At 38.8% G+C, this 16,958-nt stretch carries 18 protein-coding genes; 14 read left to right on the top strand and 4 right to left on the bottom strand.

Annotated features, from left to right (window positions below; all coding sequences use genetic code 11):
• The 4 genes from panC to yjgA are packed head-to-tail and all read left to right on the top strand — an operon-like array spanning position 1 to position 2,538.
• Entirely contained in the window at positions 1-846 is an 846-nt protein-coding gene (panC, locus tag DJ533_RS15720) for a pantoate--beta-alanine ligase (protein WP_065994386.1), read from the top strand.
• A gap of 26 nt (positions 847-872) precedes the next feature.
• Entirely contained in the window at positions 873-1,724 is an 852-nt protein-coding gene (gene rapZ / locus DJ533_RS15715; RefSeq protein WP_065994387.1) for an RNase adapter RapZ, read from the top strand.
• Positions 1,721-1,990, top strand: a complete 270-nt coding sequence (locus DJ533_RS15710; protein ID WP_065994388.1) for an HPr family phosphocarrier protein — start codon at positions 1,721-1,723, stop codon at positions 1,988-1,990. Before rapZ ends, DJ533_RS15710 begins: the two co-directional genes overlap by 4 nt.
• Positions 1,991-1,992: 2 nt before the next feature.
• Positions 1,993-2,538 carry a ribosome biogenesis factor YjgA gene (gene yjgA, locus DJ533_RS15705; RefSeq protein WP_065994389.1) on the top strand — a complete coding sequence of 182 codons (546 nt, stop codon included), beginning with the start codon at positions 1,993-1,995 and terminating at the stop codon, positions 2,536-2,538.
• Between the two features lie 293 nt (positions 2,539-2,831).
• Here yjgA and DJ533_RS15700 read toward each other — a convergent pair whose 3' ends face one another.
• The gene (locus DJ533_RS15700) at positions 2,832-4,478 is read right to left on the bottom strand and encodes an acyl-CoA synthetase (RefSeq protein ID WP_065994390.1); all 1,647 of its coding nucleotides are present in this window, start codon (positions 4,476-4,478) and stop codon (positions 2,832-2,834) included.
• A gap of 565 nt (positions 4,479-5,043) precedes the next feature.
• Between DJ533_RS15700 and thrS the strand changes: the two genes are divergently transcribed.
• Both thrS and infC read left to right on the top strand, forming a co-directional pair.
• Entirely contained in the window at positions 5,044-6,966 is a 1,923-nt protein-coding gene (gene thrS / locus DJ533_RS15695) for a threonine--tRNA ligase (protein ID WP_065994391.1), read from the top strand.
• Positions 6,967-6,971: 5 nt separating this feature from the next.
• The gene (gene infC / locus DJ533_RS15690; protein ID WP_081406112.1) at positions 6,972-7,523 is read left to right on the top strand and encodes a translation initiation factor IF-3; all 552 of its coding nucleotides are present in this window, start codon (positions 6,972-6,974) and stop codon (positions 7,521-7,523) included.
• Between the two features lie 100 nt (positions 7,524-7,623).
• On the opposite strand, the gene DJ533_RS15685 is transcribed toward infC, so the two are convergent.
• Entirely contained in the window at positions 7,624-8,022 is a 399-nt protein-coding gene (locus tag DJ533_RS15685; RefSeq protein ID WP_065994392.1) for a hypothetical protein, read from the bottom strand.
• 327 nt (positions 8,023-8,349) lie between these two features.
• On the opposite strand from DJ533_RS15685, the gene DJ533_RS15680 reads away from it, so the two are divergent.
• The 8 genes from DJ533_RS15680 to DJ533_RS15645 all read left to right on the top strand — a co-directional run bounded on the left by DJ533_RS15680 (position 8,350) and on the right by DJ533_RS15645 (position 13,458).
• Positions 8,350-8,967: a glutathione S-transferase N-terminal domain-containing protein gene (locus DJ533_RS15680; RefSeq protein ID WP_065994393.1), complete on the top strand. Its 618-nt coding sequence runs from the start codon at positions 8,350-8,352 to the stop codon at positions 8,965-8,967.
• Between the two features lie 81 nt (positions 8,968-9,048).
• A complete protein-coding gene (locus DJ533_RS15675; RefSeq protein ID WP_065994394.1) occupies positions 9,049-9,333 on the top strand; it encodes a hypothetical protein in 285 nt (94 codons plus the stop codon).
• A gap of 36 nt (positions 9,334-9,369) precedes the next feature.
• Positions 9,370-9,783 carry a hypothetical protein gene (locus tag DJ533_RS15670; protein WP_065994395.1) on the top strand — a complete coding sequence of 138 codons (414 nt, stop codon included), beginning with the start codon at positions 9,370-9,372 and terminating at the stop codon, positions 9,781-9,783.
• A 9-nt stretch (positions 9,784-9,792) separates the two neighbouring features.
• The gene (locus DJ533_RS15665; RefSeq protein ID WP_065994396.1) at positions 9,793-10,218 is read left to right on the top strand and encodes a YqaA family protein; all 426 of its coding nucleotides are present in this window, start codon (positions 9,793-9,795) and stop codon (positions 10,216-10,218) included.
• A gap of 249 nt (positions 10,219-10,467) precedes the next feature.
• Complete coding sequence (gene rpmI, locus DJ533_RS15660; RefSeq protein ID WP_065994397.1) at positions 10,468-10,662, top strand: 50S ribosomal protein L35; 195 nt, start codon at positions 10,468-10,470, stop codon at positions 10,660-10,662.
• 11 nt (positions 10,663-10,673) lie between these two features.
• Positions 10,674-11,033 (top strand): 50S ribosomal protein L20, encoded by a 360-nt coding sequence (gene rplT, locus DJ533_RS15655; protein ID WP_065994398.1) that lies wholly within the window; start codon positions 10,674-10,676, stop codon positions 11,031-11,033.
• Positions 11,034-11,768: 735 nt separating this feature from the next.
• Entirely contained in the window at positions 11,769-12,503 is a 735-nt protein-coding gene (locus DJ533_RS15650) for a Bax inhibitor-1/YccA family protein (RefSeq protein WP_065994399.1), read from the top strand.
• 151 nt (positions 12,504-12,654) lie between these two features.
• Positions 12,655-13,458, top strand: a complete 804-nt coding sequence (locus DJ533_RS15645) for an enoyl-ACP reductase FabI (protein ID WP_065994400.1) — start codon at positions 12,655-12,657, stop codon at positions 13,456-13,458.
• A gap of 77 nt (positions 13,459-13,535) precedes the next feature.
• Here DJ533_RS15645 and DJ533_RS15640 read toward each other — a convergent pair whose 3' ends face one another.
• Positions 13,536-14,954 (bottom strand): efflux transporter outer membrane subunit, encoded by a 1,419-nt coding sequence (locus DJ533_RS15640; RefSeq protein ID WP_065994401.1) that lies wholly within the window; start codon positions 14,952-14,954, stop codon positions 13,536-13,538.
• Between the two features lie 23 nt (positions 14,955-14,977).
• Complete coding sequence (locus tag DJ533_RS15635; protein WP_065994402.1) at positions 14,978-16,957, bottom strand: MacB family efflux pump subunit; 1,980 nt, start codon at positions 16,955-16,957, stop codon at positions 14,978-14,980.
• Position 16,958: the final 1 nt, after the last annotated feature.

The following is a 16,958-nucleotide window of genomic DNA, read 5'->3' as shown; positions in this document are numbered from 1 at the left end:
ATGAAAACTGAAACTACCATACAAGGATTATCTGCATCATTAAATCCTGCTCGAGCAGCACGTAAAATTATTGGTTTTGTTCCAACCATGGGGAATTTGCATGAAGGGCATTTAAACCTGGTGCGTGCTGCACGTAAATTGTGTGATGTAGTGGTGGTGAGTATTTTTGTTAATCCAATCCAGTTTGGTCCAAACGAAGATTTTGATAATTATCCACGTACTTTAGAACATGACAGCCATCTTTTGGCTGAAGTGGGCTGTGATATTGTTTTTGCACCCTCTGTAGAACAAATGTATGGCAAACAACCACGTTTGACCAATATCAGTGTGAGTGAAATTACCAATGATCTTTGTGGCTTACAACGTCCGGGACATTTTGATGGCGTTGCGGTTGTTGTGACCAAGTTGTTTAATATCGTACAGCCAAATTTTGCATTTTTTGGGCAAAAAGATTATCAACAATTGGCTGTGATTAAGCAATTGGTACGTGATTTGAATATGCCGATAGAAGTGATCGGTGTGCCGATTACTCGTGCAGAAGATGGTTTGGCATTAAGCTCTCGTAATGGTTATTTGTCTGAACAAGAGCGTGCAACTGCACCAAGTATGTATGCAACTTTGCAAGCGGCTGAAAAACAATTGCAAAATGGGCAAAGCTTAGATGTTGTACTGTCGAATATTCGTCAACAACTGACTGAAGCTGGTTTTGATGTGGATTATGTGGAAGTACGTACTCCAATGTTACAAAAAATTGGTCAATTCGATCAAGATATAGTATTGTTTGTCGCAGCAAAACTTGGAAAAACACGTTTAATCGATAATTTACAGGTTAAGCATTCTACTTAAAACAAAAAACTTAGGGTCGCCATGCCATGAAGCGTATACTTATCGTGACAGGACAATCTGGATCAGGAAAATCATCTGCATTGCAGGTTTTAGAAGATTTGGGTTATTACTGTATTGATAATTTACCTCTAGCATTGCTTCCCGAAATCGTTGAAAAATTAGATAAAGAAAATAATTTAGAACAATTGGCTTTGGGGGTAGATGTACGCAGTACACAAGCTGATTTACAAGGGTTTGATGATGTTTTTCAAATGTTGCAAAAACATGGTGAAGTGGATGTAATTTATCTTACAACACGAGATCAAGAATTGATTTCTCGTTTTAGCGCATCACGTCGACCCCATCCATTATCTACACGTTTTAAAAGTTTGAATGAATGTATTCAGGAAGAAAAAAATTTATTACTTCCAATACAATTACGTGCCACAGTACATATTGATACTTCTGATAAAAGCGTACATGATTTAAAAGATATATTACTATCCAAACTTGGGCAGTCAGATAATCTAATTTTGATCTTACAATCTTTTGGTTATAAATATGGCATCCCTTTAGATGCTGATTTTGTCTTTGATGTGCGGCATTTGCCTAATCCGCATTGGGATTTAGAGCTTCGTAAATTTTCAGGTTTAGATGAACCTGTTAAGAAATTTTTAGAAGATAGTCAGCAAGCCAATGAGATGTATGAAGATATTTATGAGTTTTTAAATAAATGGCTACCAGCCTTTGCTGAGGGGCATCGCCATTATATTACGGTATCTATAGGTTGCACGGGTGGGCAACACCGTTCAGTTTATATCGTGGATCGACTGAAAAATGCGTTACAGTCGAAATGGACGATTCAAGTATTACATAGAGAAATGAAGCACTGGTCATGATTGACACAACTGTTGACGTAATTAATAAATTAGGGTTACATGCACGGGCATCTGGGAAACTCATTGAAGTGACCACTAAATTTCGTTCATCCATTCAAATTGGTAAAGGTGACAAATTGGTGGATGCAAAGAATATTCTTTCTTTACTCATGCTAGGTGCAGGGAAAGGAACTACTTTACGTCTAGTGATTGATGGTGCAGATGAAGAAAAAGCTTTGTCTGAAGTTCAAGCACTATTCGCAGCTAAATTTTACGAGGCAGAATAATCGTGGCACGTCGTCCGCAACGTTTTACTGAAGATGATTTTGAGTCTTTAGAAGGGCGTGCAAGTAAATCAGAACAGAAAAGAGCTGTACAACGTATGGCTGCTTTAGGTGAGCAACTGGCTGAGTTGTCTAAAAAACAAATCGAGGCTTTGCCTGTTGAAGAGCGTTTAATCGAAGCCTTGCTTGATGTACAGTTGATTACATCCTTTGAAGCACGTCGTCGCCAGTTTCAGCGTATTGGTAAATTGTTGCGCAATGAAGATGAGGCAATAATTTTATCTTACTTGACCCCAAAACAAGGTGCGAAAAAACTTGCACAACTGGATCGTTGGGTAGAGCGTATGATTGAACAGCGCGACCCTGCAATTAAAGAATTTTGTAAGTCTTATAATGCCGCAGAAAGTCATTCATTGCGTCAGCATGTGCTTCGTATTCATCGTGACAAATCGTTACAAGCAACTGAAGAAGAATTGGCTGAATCTAAACAGAAATTTTTAAACTATGTTCAGCAAGTGGCACTGTTGTCTGAGCAAGGGCGAGCAAAGTAATTTTATTTACCTAAGTTTGATGATAAAGAACGACCTTTTGTGGGTCGTTTTTTTATTTTGTAGGCTGTCATATACATTTTTATCAAAATGAAAAAGCTATGATCTAAATTGTGAGGAAATTGAGTTTAAGGAAGTCTATAAAGTAATCTATCGTATATAAGGGAAACTGTTGATAAATTAATGATTAAAATAATAAAAAAATTATATTGATCAATGGATGAGCAATTTTTGTGGGTCGTTTATTTTTACCTTTTCCTAGCCCTCTCCTAAAAGGAGAGGGGATATTTTAAGGATTAACCAAACTCACCTACAGAACGCTCTTTTGCCCAGTCACGAAGAATAAATTTCTGTAACTTACCTGTGGATGTTTTTGGAATTTCACCAATGACCACATCTTTTGGCACTTTAAAGCGAGCTAAATGCTGCTTACAGAACTCGATCACTTCTTCTGGCGTGGTCGTTGCTCCTTGTTTTAATTCAATAAAAGCACATGGTACTTCTTGCCAACGTGGATCAGGTTTTGCAACCACAGCAGCGGTCATAATCGCAGGATGAGTATAAAGGACTTCTTCAACTTCCAAGGATGAAATATTCTCACCACCAGAAATGATAATATCTTTAGAGCGATCCATGATTTTTGCATAGCCATCAGGTTGGCAAACTGCTAGATCCCCCGTATGGAACCATCCCCCCTTGAAAGCTTCTTCAGTCGCTAGAGGGTTTTTCAAATAACCTTTCATGACGATGTTACCACGGAACATAATTTCTCCCATGGTTGTACCATCGTTGGGTACAGGTTGCATGGTTTCAGGATCAAGCACACGCATCCCATCTTGCAATGGATACGGTACGCCTTGACGCGAATGGAGTTGCGCTTGTTCTTGAATGGATAATTCACTCCAGCCTGCTTGGGATGCACATAGCGCAGATGGACCATAGGTTTCAGTCAAACCATAAACATGATTTACTTGCACGCCAATATGATGCATGCCTTCAATGATCGCAGCCGGTGGTGCAGCACCAGCGACCATCACTTCAACACGATGATCGAATTTAATTTGTTTGTCTTTCGGTGTATTGATGAGCATAGACAATACAATCGGTGCGCCGCAGAAATAATCTACTTTATATTGATCAATCAATTTATAAATCAATTCAGGATCGATTTTACGCAAGCAAATATTGGTTCCACCGTTGGCTGCAATGGTCCATGCAAAACACCAGCCATTACAGTGAAACAAAGGTAATGTCCAAAGATATTTACAACGTGGTGTCATGCCACAAGCAATGATATTACTCGCTGCATTGATGTACGCCCCACGATGATGATAAACCACACCTTTTGGATTACCTGTTGTGCCTGATGTATAATTTAAGCTGATTGCATCCCATTCATCGTTGGGTAAATGCCATTCAAAATTTGCATCACCGCCTTTGAGCCAGTCTTCATATTCGACTTGTCCAATACGTGCGGTGGTGTCATTAGCTTCATATTCAACATCTGCGACATCAATGATATAAATATTTTGTTCAACCAATGACACAGCTTCTTGGGCAAGTGCTGCAAACTCTGGATCTACCAAAAGCACTTTGGTCTCAGCATGTTCCAACATAAATGCAATGGTTTTAGCATCTAAACGCGTATTCAAGGTATTTAAAACTGCACCTGCCATAGGCACAGCAAAATGTGCTTCAACCATGGCTGGAATGTTAGGCAATAAGACCGAAACAGTATCATTTTTTTGAATGCCTAAATTTTGTAATTGATGTGCAAATTGGCGACAACGGATATAAGTGTCACGCCAAGAAATATGCCGTGCGCCATGAACAATCGCATCTTGATGTGGGTAGATATATGCCGCACGCTCTAAATAACGCAAAGGGGATAATGCGACAAAGTTTGCAGGTGTGCGTGGCAATTCATCGTATGCGCTTAGCATAGTTAACTCCATTTAATATTTGTTTTAATTCCATGCCTAAAAGATATGCATATCTGTATCGTAAATCATTACTGCTTTAGTCGAGTGCTTTTTAGCGAAACAAATACAAAAATTATTTTATTTTATCTTTCTAAGGAGCTGATATTTAATAATTTTATTTAAATTGAAAAATTAATTTTTTTATATTGAGCTGAAAAAATTAAAAATAATGAACCAATGTGTCTAATTTTTATAGTTGTTATTTCTGTTTAAAAAACCATAGATTTGTGCTGAAATGTTAGCGTGTATGAATATAATTTTTATTTTAAGTGATTGAAAATTATTAAAAATATGATAATTTTTAGATTTTCTAAAATCAAATCTGTATAAAAATTCAAAAATAAACATTATTTGCTTGATTTTAAACTTTCGAGCTTACAAAGGTTTATAAAATATAATGAAGGGTGTAAAATTTTCCACACTTTTTATTTGTTCCACCGATTTTATCTTTTGAGCTTCGCTCGATCATAATCTCGCGGTGATATGCTCTATTGTACGGGGCATCACTCCTTAAGGATTTTAAATTATGCCTATTATCACATTGCCAAATGGCGATCAAAAAAGTTTTGACCAAGCAGTTTCTGTGATGGAAGTTGCGCAAAGTATCGGACCTGGACTTGCAAAAAATACGGTTGCAGGAAAGGTAAATGGTCGCCTCGTCGATGCAAGTGATTTAATTACCGAAGACGCAACACTGGAAATCATTACCCCTAAAAATCAGGAAGGTGTTGAAATTATTCGTCATTCATGCGCACACTTGGTAGGGCATGCAGTAAAACAACTATTCCCCGAAGCCAAAATGGTGATTGGTCCTGTCATTGAAGAAGGTTTCTACTATGACATCTGGATGCCACGTCCATTTACTTTGGATGATATGGCAGCCATTGAAGAGCGTATGAAACAGCTCATCAATCAAGACTATGATGTCATCAAAAAAATGACGCCACGTGATGAAGTGATTGCAGAGTTTACCAAGCGTAGTGAAGATTATAAATTACGTTTGATCGCAGACATGCCTGAAGAAACTCAAATGGGCTTGTACTATCATCAAGATTATTTAGACATGTGTCGTGGTCCACATGTACCGAATACTAAATTTTTAAAATCATTTAAACTCACTAAAATCTCTGGTGCTTACTGGCGTGGTGATGCGAAGAATGAGCAGCTTCAACGTATTTATGGTACGGCTTGGGCTGATAAAAAAGAACTCGCAGCTTATATCAAACGTATTGAAGAAGCTGAAAAGCGTGACCATCGTAAAATTGGTAAAGCTTTAGATTTGTTCCATATGCAAGAAGAAGCGCCAGGTATGGTGTTCTGGCATGCCAATGGTTGGACGATTTACCAAGTACTTGAACAGTACATGCGTAAAATTCAACAAGACAATGGTTATGAAGAAATTCGTACACCGCAAATTGTTGATTTCACGCTTTGGGAAAAATCAGGTCACGCAGCGAACTATGCAGAAAACATGTTTACGACACACTCTGAGAGTCGTAACTATGCAGTGAAACCCATGAACTGCCCATGTCATGTACAGGTTTTCAACCAAGGTTTAAAATCTTATCGTGACTTACCGATTCGTTTGGCTGAGTTTGGTTCATGTCACCGTAACGAGCCGTCAGGTTCATTGCACGGCATTATGCGTGTTCGTGGCTTTACCCAAGATGATGCACACATTTTCTGTACGACTGAGCAAATTGGTCAAGAAGTCGCAGACTTTATTAAACTCACTTTAGATGTGTATAAAGATTTTGGCTTTGAAGAAGTGCAAATGAAACTGTCTACACGTCCTGAAAAACGTGTGGGTGCTGATGAACTTTGGGATGTTGCAGAAAAGTCTTTGGCAGATGCTTTAGACAATGCAGGTCTTGAATGGGAAGAGCAGCCAGGCGAAGGCGCATTCTATGGTCCGAAGATTGAATTCTCCTTGAAGGATTGTTTAGGTCGTATTTGGCAGTGCGGTACAATTCAGTGTGACTTTAACTTACCGTTACGTTTAGACGCTTCATATGTAACAGAAGATAACGATCGTGACCATCCTGTAATGCTTCATCGTGCAATTCTTGGCAGTTTTGAACGTTTTATTGGTATACTTATTGAACACTACGCAGGCTTTATGCCACCATGGTTGGCTCCAATCCAAGCATGTGTCATGAATATTACCGATTCTCAAGCAGCAGCGTGTGAAAATGTGGTTGCAAAACTCAAAGAAAATGGCATTCGTGCAATTTCAGACTTGAGAAATGAGAAAATCGGCTTTAAGATTCGTGAGCGTACTTTAGAACGAATTCCATACTTATTGGTACTTGGGGATCGAGAAGTAGAGGAAGGGACTGTGAATGTCCGTACTCGTTCAGGGAAAAATTTAGGTACTATGTCAATTGATGCATTTGTTGACTTAGTGAAAGCAGCCGTAGCCGAACGTGGCCGGTATATTGTGGAGTAAGAAAGATTAAACAGCCTGACCGTAACCAACAACAAGGTGCTAAAAGCAATCGTCCTGCATTAAATGATGAGATTAAGGCAAAAGAAGTCCGTCTCGTTGCTGCAGATGGAGAACAAAAAGGTATCGTGACGCTTGCAGAAGCGTTACGTGCTGCTGAAGACGTAGATCTTGACCTTGTTGAGATTGTGGCAAATGCAGAACCGCCTGTTTGTAAAATCATGGACTTTAACAAACATTTATTTGACTTAAAGCAAAAGCAAAAAGATGCGAAAAAGAAACAGCATCAAGTGCAAGTTAAAGAAATTAAGTTACGCCCGGGTACAGATGTTGGTGATTACAACGTTAAGTTGCGTGCTATTTTGAAGTTCCTTGAAGAAGGTAACAAAGTCAAAATTACTCTACGTTTCCGTGGTCGTGAAATGGCACACCAACAGTTAGGTCTTGCCCAATTACAAAAAATTGAGGCAGATGTAGCTGAAAGCGGTGTTGTTGAACAAGCACCAAAAATGGAAGGTCGTCAAATGGGTATGTTACTTGGTCCTAAAAAGAAAAAGTAATTGTCTATTGATCTTGGAAAAGCACTGCTCTCAGCGGTGCTTTTTTATTTCTATGAAAATAATAAGTCCAAATTGAATTCTACCCATGAAAAATGAATATTTATTGATGAGTGATCGGCTTATTTCCAGCTTCTACAATTGGAATATTCGCCTCAGTGGGTACATAAATAATTTGTTGAATTTTACCATCACGTAAAGCCTCACCAAATGCACCAATAAATTCTTGTTTACGATATTCAGGATAGTCTTTAGCAGCTTGACCGACTAATTTAATGGCTTCAGAGCGCAGTTTTGCACTCTCCAGCTCGGCTTTTGCAACTTGTACCTGAATCATTTTTGATTGTTCTGCTTCAGCTAAAGCGGCTTGCCCATCCATTCCTTGTTTCCAAACTTTGTAGTGTGGCCATCCGAACATGAATAATAGGATGAGCACAATAAAGAACAAGCCACCAAATAGTAAAACGAATATATCTAAGTTTTTTTGTCTAATGTAGTTCATATCTGACCTTTAAAATTTGTTGAATTGGCTAGTGAATAAGAAGTTACTTTTAAGTTTTAGACATGTTTTAGTTTTAATATATGTGAAATATTTTTAGGATTAAAGAAAAGAATGCGTTACTTTTAGATGTGATATAGGGGGTGGAACTTAGGCGAAGCATCAGTTTTGCAAAATGTGAAATTTTTGATAAAAGATAGTCTTTATATTTAAGTTTTTTAATCGGGGATTGTATAAACTTGTACGATGATTTTCTTAAACTATGTTATAAAAGTAAAATATTCATGGCATAAAATTTAGAAAATACGCGAGAAAGCGGAAGGATATAACATGATCGATCTTTATTATTGGGGGACACCCAATGGTCATAAAATTACGATAGCGCTTGAAGAAATGGGTTTGGATTATCAAATTCTCCCGATCAATATTTCAGAAAATGATCAATTTCAGCCAGACTTTTTACGCATTTCGCCAAATAATAAAATTCCTGCCATTATTGACCAAGATGGACCGAATGGCGAAGCTATCTCTATCTTTGAGTCTGGTGCAATTTTACAGTATTTAGGTCGTAAAACAGGCTTGTACTATCCGTGTAATGAACAAGATCGTGTTGAAGTTGAGCAATGGTTGATGTGGCAAATGGGTGGTTTCGGTCCAATGCTTGGACAAAATCATCATTTTAGTCAATTTGCTAAAGAACAAGTCCCTTATGCAATAGAACGTTATGTAACTGAAACAAAAAGATTATATTCAGTGTTAAATAAGCAGTTAATGGGTCAAAAATTTGTTGCGGGAGAATACTCAATCGCAGATATGGCAATCTTACCTTGGATTTTGCGCCACGAGTGGCAACAAATTCAGCTTGAAGATTATCCTTATGTAAAGGAGTATGTTGAGCGAATGACAGCTCGACCTGCCGTACAGCGAGCGTTATCTATCAAAGTTTAATATGTATTTTATGATAATATGAAAGCCACTTTTAAGTGGTTTTTTTATTTTAGTTTTTGGAATGGCGTATAGGGATTAGAAATGAAACATTTCTTTTTAAATTTCACGAAAATTTTAGAAACCAATCCAAAAATTTATTGGAGTGTCATTGTTGCAATTGCAGGCTGCTTAACTTTATATTTTGCAGAAATCATTCATGTGCAGAATCTTTATCCCACGATTCAGTCAAATGATCCTCGTGTTGTTAAAGGGATAATTGATCCGATTGTGCAGCGTTATCATTGGGCACGTATTGTGGTGGTCATTGCTGCGCTTATTTTGGCAAATCTACAATATATAAAAACTAAAAAATCACTTAATCTATAAAACAAAATTTTTGGTTAGGCTAGCTGACTAACTCACATGAAAAATATATTTGTGCAGCATTTTATCTATAGTTTTTTATGTACGCTGATTACAGCAACGATTTGTGCTTATTTACAAAATGCGTTATCGATTGATCGTGTTGGTATATTGGTCTTTTTTGTGATTGGTGTAGCAGGCTTGATATTTTCACTTACTTTTGCACTATTTCAAAAATGGCTGAAACAAAGTGTGAAATCTACAGTAATTTTAGTGCTTAGCCTTTCCATTTATCTTATGGTATTCACTTATCTATTTCATGTAATTGATATTGATTGGTATGCAGTGTCGGAAGGACAAATACAACTGACTTTATTTCAAAAGTTTTTACATTCTGAATGGTCATATTGGCTTGCTTTTTTGTTTCCCTTTGCTGCTTCATGGCTATATCAAAAGACATTGAAACAAATCTAATGATTTGATATGGCATACTTTTTATTATTTATATCTGCTTTTGGCGCCGCAACTTTACTGCCGTTACAGTCTGAGGCAGTACTCGTTGGATTGCTTACACAAGAAAAATATTCAGTTTTTAGGCTGATTCTAATTGCATCTTTAGGGAATGTTTTAGGTTCATGCATTAACTGGTATTTAGGTTTGCGTATTGAACAGTTTAAAAATCGGCAATGGTTTCCTGTTTCTGAAGTAAACATGTTAAAAGCTGAAAAAACTTATCAAAAATATGGATTTTGGTCGTTATTTTTAAGTTGGATGCCGATTATTGGTGATCCCATTACCTTGATTGCGGGGTTGCTTAAGGAAAAATTTTGGCGATTTTTATTGATCGTGACTTTAGCAAAAACAGGGAGATATATCTTTATCTACCTGCTGTATATAGGGTTATTTTAATACGTTAAGGCTTTTCACAATCATGGGCATTGAGTTGGATTTAATCGAGCTGAATAGGAAGTCTGTTTTTTAGAGTGTACAGTTGCGACCTAAATTATAAAAACACATTTAAAAAAATACCTTCAGTAAAATTTAAAAGTTATTGCTTTCGTTTTATACACAGATGAATTAGAATATTGCCTCCCTTACCTGCAGGTTGTTTTTGCAATGGTGCAAAACATGCCGAACAGGTGTTCAAAAGAGGTTGTTATGCCTAAGATGAAAACTCGCCGTGGTGCAGCTAAACGCTTCAAGCCAACTGCAAACGGTTTTAAGCGTCACCAAGCGTTCAAACGTCACATTTTAACCAAAAAATCTGCTAAACGTATCCGTCAATTGCGCGGCTGTGTAATGGTTCACGTAAGTGATGTTGCTTCAGTTCGTCGTATGTGCCCATACATCTAAGGAGATTATAAATGGCTCGTGTAAAACGTGGTGTACAGGCGCATCGTCGTCATAAAAAAATTCTTGCTCGTGCTAAAGGTTACTATGGCGCGCGTTCACGTGTTTATCGTGTAGCGTTCCAAGCAGTAATCAAAGCAGGTCAATACGCTTACCGTGACCGCCGTCAAAAGAAACGTCAATTCCGCGCTTTGTGGATTGCACGTATCAATGCTGGTGCGCGTTTAAATGGTTTATCGTACAGCCGTATGATTTCTGGCTTGAAAAAAGCGCAAGTGATCATCGACCGTCGTGTACTTGCTGACATCGCGATGCATGACGCAGTTGCATTTGCTGCTTTAGCTGAAAAAGCAAAAGGCGCATTGGCTGCATAAGCATCCTTGATGTGCTAGTCTTAAAATAGGTTGATACTATTTTAACAAAACGTCCAATGAGGCTCATTGGGCGTTTTGTGTTTTTAAGACTGATATAGGTTATTGGTTATAGAATTCCCTTAAAATTTTTCAAGAGTTTTCTTAGTACATGTAAGTTCTTCGATTGATAAGATAGATACGGATGCTTTAGAGTGTATTTACTCGTTTCATACATGCATTTTGCTATAAGAGAAATTACTTTTCCTTATTCATCATCGAACAAACTATGGTGCTCTACATGAAGATGAACCTCGGTGCCAGAGGATGACATCGGTTGTGTTTCTCTTGCTAAAGCTATGCCTTTACGTCAATCCAATAACATGCTTTCATCATTACACTAAAACAGCTCAGCATCCTTGGATAGGATTGCAGTTCTATACTTGTTTATAAGTTATTTTAACTTTTGAGCGCTAAATAACTGATAATTTAAAAACAAGGTAATGATATTGTTAAGTTTTTAGAGAGGGGATTTATTAAACTGTCTAAATCTGATTGAGCAAGTGTTAGTTTTATTCAAAGTAAAACCTCGGTCAAATCCTTATTTTTTATATCCATTTTGCATTTTTGAAAATTAAGTTATACTGCAATAGGCAATAACTTTCAGTTTTGTTACAAAAAGAAGTAAGCTATACATCAATTTGAAAATTTTTCGTTTTACAATCCCTTTATATTTTAAATATTACAATGAGTTGAAATATGCAAAGTAATAACCCTATTTTAACCCGTGTGGAAACACATGCGGACTACAGTCAGCCGATGACAGTACAGGGTGCAATTCAAAAGTCAGTAATTATGACTGTAATTGCGGCTGTGCTTGGTTTAGGCGTTTTCTTATATAGTTTTGCCACAGCAAATTTTGGCATGGCATATGCTGCTGCAATGGTGGGAGCAATCGGTGGTTTGATCATTGCTTTGGTTGCAACATTTAAACCCAATACGGCACGTGTTCTTGCGATTCCGTATGCATTATTTGAGGGTGCATTTTTAGGTGGTGTATCGGTTATTTTTCAGTTGAAATTTCCTGGTGTGCCTTTACAAGCATTGTTGGCAACGTTTGTCACTACTTTTGTAATGTTTGGTCTGTACCGTTTCCAAATTATTCGTGCGACTGAGAAATTTAAGTCGATCGTCATGTCAGCAACGATTGCGATTGCCTTGGTTTTTGTGGTGCAGATCATCATGAATTTTGCATTTGGCTCAAGCATCCCGGGGCTTTTTGAAAGTTCTTGGTTAGGTATTGGCTTTGCTGCATTTGTTGCTGTGATTGCGTCACTGAACTTGATCTTAGATTTTGATTTAATTGAAAATGCTGCAGCACAACGTGCGCCTAAAGCGTTTGAGTGGTTGTGTGGTATTGCGTTATTGGCAACATTGGTATGGATGTATTATTCATTCATGCGTTTGTTTAGTATGTTACAAGGCGATGACTAAGCTTTAAAGTAAAATATAAATTCAAAAATCGCCCTTTTAAGGGCGATTTTTTTATGATTTAAGTAAAGATCTGAAAAAAGGTGGATTATGCAATTTTGTTCTGATTAAACTCTTGGCATTATGCATACAAAATTATTCAAGTGAGAATTTCATGGCACAAGGACTTTTGGCAGGTAAACGCTTCCTTATCGCAGGTATTGCAAGTAAATTATCCATCGCTTTTGGTATTGCGCAAGCTTTACATCGCGAAGGTGCAGAACTTGCATTTACTTATCCAAACGAAAAGCTGAAAAAACGTGTAGATGAGTTTGCTGAGCAGTTCGGCTCTCGCTTGGTTTTTCCTTGTGATGTGGCTGTAGATGCAGACATTGATAATGCATTTGCTGAACTGGCAAAGCATTGGGATGGTTTGGATGGAGTGGTGCATTCGATTGGTTTTGCTCCAGCGCATACATTAGATGGCGATTTCACTGATGTAACGGATCGTGAAGGTTTTAAAGTAGCGCATGACATTAGTGCTTATAGCTTTATCGCGATGGCACGTGCTGCAAAACCACTCTTGCTTGCACGCCAAGGATGTTTGTTGACATTGACCTATCAAGGTTCAGAGTCAGTTATGCCAAACTATAACGTGATGGGTATGGCAAAGGCATCTTTGGAAGCAGGGGTGCGTTATTTGGCATCAAGCTTGGGTGCTGAGGGGATTCGTGTGAATGCGATTTCAGCAGGTCCAATTCGTACTTTGGCTGCATCAGGGATTAAATCTTTCCGTAAAATGTTGGATGCTAATGAAAAAATTGCACCACTCAAACGTAATGTCACGATTGAAGATGTAGGTAATGCTGCGTTATTCCTGTGTTCTCCTTGGGCGAATGGCATCACAGGCGAGATTCTGTATGTGGATGCAGGCTTTAATACCGTAGGCATGAGCACTTCAATGATGGATGCAGAATAATTTAATCTGGCATTGATGTAAAAGAGGCACTGAATTTAGTGCCTCTTTTGTTTGAAAGAGTTAAACAAGATGAAAGATTAGTTGATCGAACTATTCGGTAATTGCTGAATCGGACTACCACCTAAAGCCTGCATCAAAGTCACATAAGCATTGTATTGATTTTGCTTGGTTTGCACCAAGGCTAAACGTGCATTGCGTGTAGTTTCTTGCACATCTAATAAATTTTTCAATGCGACAGCACCGTTGCGATAACGAACCTCAGTTAAGCGTTCCGTCTTTTCAGCAAGTTCTAAGTTGCGTTGTTGCAAAGCAACTTGTTTGTCGATCTCAATACGATTAGACAGTGCATTTTCAGTATCTGCAAATGCTTGATACAAGGTTTGACGATATTGAATAATGGCTTTTTCATAATCCAATTCGCTGATTTTTAAATCTTTTTTCATGTCGTTATATTGTAAAAACGGCAGACTCAAACTTGCACCTAAAGTCAGTGCAGGATTTTTAAGCAAATTAGTGAGCGAGGTACTGCTTGAACCTAAATTCCCCGTCAAGCTGATCGAAGGATAATAACTGGCTTTAGTTGCATCTTTGGATGCTAAGGCTTCACGTAAGCGTAATTCCGCTGCACGCAAATCAGGACGACGTGACAAAAGATGGGCAGGTAAGCCTGCTGCGATATTCGGTAAGTTTATCCGTGGTAGTTTTTTGGGTTCTTGGATATTTAACTGTTGAACGGGGATTTGTAACAACACAGCCAGTGCAGTTCGTGTTTCAACCAATTGTTGTTCGATCTGACTTAGACTGGCTTTTTGGCTTTGTACTGACTGTTCAGCTTGGGTTAAATCTAGTCCAGACACAGCACCTGCACGATATTGGGTACGAACCAATTCATATAGCTTTTGCGTGGTGGCTAAACTTTGCTGTGCTACGCTATAGCGTTCATTGAGATAGCCCAGTTGCCAGTATAAATTTGCCGTTGTACCAATCAGCGTTTGACCAGTGGCTTGTAAATCTTGCTCGGTGGCTAAAGATTCCCATTTTGCAGCTTCAGTTTGACGGGATAATTTTCCAAAAAGATCAACTTCATAACTCACACCTGCGCTCAGAGATAAACCTTTTGCACTGTCATCGCCTGAATTTAAATCAAATGAATGACCTGTTGATACCCCAGAGTTGACACGTGGACCTTGTTGATCACGGGCTAATCCTGCTCTTAAGCGAGCTGTTTGTAAATTAATTCCTGCAACGGCTAAGTCAGCATTTTTCTCAATCACTTGTGCAACCAAAGCATTCAGCTGAGTATCTCCAAACAATGTCCACCATTGGTCAGCATGCAGATCAGCTTGGATCTGCTGTTGATTCACTTTGCTATAGGCAAACTGACTTGGAATATCAACCGCAGGCGCTTGATAGGGAGTTTTCACCACAGCCGCACAGCCCACTAAAGAACTTCCGAGAATCAGGGCAGTTGCCAGTTTGCTTAAATTCATTTGCATGATATTTTCCTTATTCTCTTAAATTATTCACGGGAGAGAGCATCGACAGGGTCAAGCTGAGCTGCATTTCGAGCAGGAATAAATCCAAACACGATCCCGATTAAAGTTGAGCAAACAAAAGCGGCAATAATAGAGGTGGTTGAATACGCCATCTGGAATGTACCTTTTGCAAAATGACTGATCACTTGTCCGATACCTAGTGATAACAACACACCTAAAATTCCCCCTAAAATACACACTAAAATTGCTTCAATGAGAAATTGCTGCAAAATGTCACTTTGACGCGCACCTACCGCCATGCGTACCCCGATTTCCTGAGTACGTTCTGTCACAGAAACCAGCATGATATTCATTACCCCAATCCCACCGACCACCAAAGAAATGACTGCAATTGCAGACACCAATAAAGTCATCGTCTGTGTGGTTTGTTCAATGGTTTCACGGATACTGTCTGAGTTTTGGGTAAATACATCTTGTGCGCCATGACGTTGTTCAAGCAAGCTTAAAATGGCATTTTCAGCTGCAGCAGTGGGGTACTCATCCTTAATACGCACCACAATACTACGCACGTTAGACTGTCCTAACATACGACTCATAACAGTGGAATAAGGTAAATACACATTTAAACTGTCTGAACCCATCATGCCTTTTTGAGCATCAATGACACCAATAATACGGCTCGGTACAGTCCCCAATAAAATTACTTGCCCAACAGGATTGCTGCCATCAGCAAAGAAAGTGTTTTGAGTGTTGGAATCGATGACCACATCTTGAGCCCGCTGCGTTACGCTATGTTTATCAAAAGCTTGCCCAGATGCAAAAGTCATTCCCTTGACATCAAAAAAGTCACTACTGACACCATTGATGGTTGCGGATGCTTCGGTGTCTTTAAAGCGAACAGTGAGATTGCTATTTACCGTTGGGCTGACTGCTTCAACATAGGGTTGTTCTGCTAAGGCTTCCGCATCTGCAGGAATTAAGGTTTTGACTTGGGCAGTTTTGGAGTTATCACCAAAGCCTCGCCCTTGAAATACCGTAATGGTATTGGTGCCTAAACTGCTAATATTTTCCAAAATTTGTTTTTGTGAACCATTTCCGAGCGCAACCACAGACACCACAGACGCAATCCCGATGATGATCCCTAGCATCGTTAGAAATGTGCGCATACGATGTGCATTCATTGCCAATAAAGCCATACGAAATGCTTCACTGAAACGATCTAACGTAGAGCGCCAAGCAGAAGATTTTTTCTGCTTTTCAATGCCATCCAGTGTCCCTTCGGCAGGTGAGATAGTTTCAGCTTCAGGCGTATTCGGCGTATCTGAGATGATATTACCATCACTGATTTCGATGATACGAGTCGCATTTTTTGCCACATTCATATCATGTGTAACAAGGATAATGGTATGACCTTTGGCATTCAGTTCACGTAAAATACGCATGACCTCAATACCGCTGTTTTTATCTAATGCACCTGTCGGTTCGTCAGCAAGGATTACATCACCGCCATTCATCAATGCACGGGCAATCGACACACGTTGTTGTTGTCCACCTGACAGTTGATTGGGACGGTTTTGAACTTTCTCACCCAGTCCCAGCTCTGTTAATAATTCTTTAGAACGTTCTTGGCGAGCTGTAGGGTTCATGCCAGCATAAATGGCTGGAACTTCGACATTGCCTGCGGCATTAATATCGCCCAACAAATGATAACGTTGGAAAATAAAACCAAAATATTCACGCCGTAACTGTGCCAATGCATCAGGCTCAAGTGTACGGGTTTCTCGCCCTTTCACTTTATAGCTGCCTGAAGTGGGTTTATCTAAACATCCCAAAATGTTCATCAAAGTTGATTTACCAGAACCTGACTGCCCAACAATGGCAACCAATTCACCTGCATAAATCTTTAAGTCGATGCCTTTTAAAATCTGAACGGTGGAATCACCAGCGGGAAATTCACGGATCAGATTATTCACCTCAAGTAGAGGTTGCTGCTGCTGATTCATG

Source organism: Acinetobacter defluvii, from assembly GCF_001704615.3.
In the GTDB taxonomy this organism is placed as follows: domain Bacteria; phylum Pseudomonadota; class Gammaproteobacteria; order Pseudomonadales; family Moraxellaceae; genus Acinetobacter; species Acinetobacter defluvii.
Note: the sequence above shows the minus strand (reverse complement) of the source record. Positions and strands in the feature narration are given on the sequence as shown.

Coding starts and splice junctions, on each gene's coding strand:
- DJ533_RS15685 (WP_065994392.1), bottom strand. CDS start 8,022: ATGAACTACATTAGACAAAAAAACTTAGATATATTCGTTTTACTATTT.
- rplT (WP_065994398.1), top strand. CDS start 10,674: ATGGCTCGTGTAAAACGTGGTGTACAGGCGCATCGTCGTCATAAAAAA.
- rpmI (WP_065994397.1), top strand. CDS start 10,468: ATGCCTAAGATGAAAACTCGCCGTGGTGCAGCTAAACGCTTCAAGCCA.
- DJ533_RS15665 (WP_065994396.1), top strand. CDS start 9,793: ATGGCATACTTTTTATTATTTATATCTGCTTTTGGCGCCGCAACTTTA.
- DJ533_RS15710 (WP_065994388.1), top strand. CDS start 1,721: ATGATTGACACAACTGTTGACGTAATTAATAAATTAGGGTTACATGCA.
- thrS (WP_065994391.1), top strand. CDS start 5,044: ATGCCTATTATCACATTGCCAAATGGCGATCAAAAAAGTTTTGACCAA.
- DJ533_RS15650 (WP_065994399.1), top strand. CDS start 11,769: ATGCAAAGTAATAACCCTATTTTAACCCGTGTGGAAACACATGCGGAC.
- panC (WP_065994386.1), top strand. CDS start 1: ATGAAAACTGAAACTACCATACAAGGATTATCTGCATCATTAAATCCT.
- DJ533_RS15635 (WP_065994402.1), bottom strand. CDS start 16,957: ATGAATCAGCAGCAGCAACCTCTACTTGAGGTGAATAATCTGATCCGT.
- DJ533_RS15640 (WP_065994401.1), bottom strand. CDS start 14,954: ATGCAAATGAATTTAAGCAAACTGGCAACTGCCCTGATTCTCGGAAGT.
- rapZ (WP_065994387.1), top strand. CDS start 873: ATGAAGCGTATACTTATCGTGACAGGACAATCTGGATCAGGAAAATCA.
- DJ533_RS15700 (WP_065994390.1), bottom strand. CDS start 4,478: ATGCTAAGCGCATACGATGAATTGCCACGCACACCTGCAAACTTTGTC.
- DJ533_RS15675 (WP_065994394.1), top strand. CDS start 9,049: ATGAAACATTTCTTTTTAAATTTCACGAAAATTTTAGAAACCAATCCA.
- DJ533_RS15670 (WP_065994395.1), top strand. CDS start 9,370: ATGAAAAATATATTTGTGCAGCATTTTATCTATAGTTTTTTATGTACG.
- DJ533_RS15680 (WP_065994393.1), top strand. CDS start 8,350: ATGATCGATCTTTATTATTGGGGGACACCCAATGGTCATAAAATTACG.
- DJ533_RS15645 (WP_065994400.1), top strand. CDS start 12,655: ATGGCACAAGGACTTTTGGCAGGTAAACGCTTCCTTATCGCAGGTATT.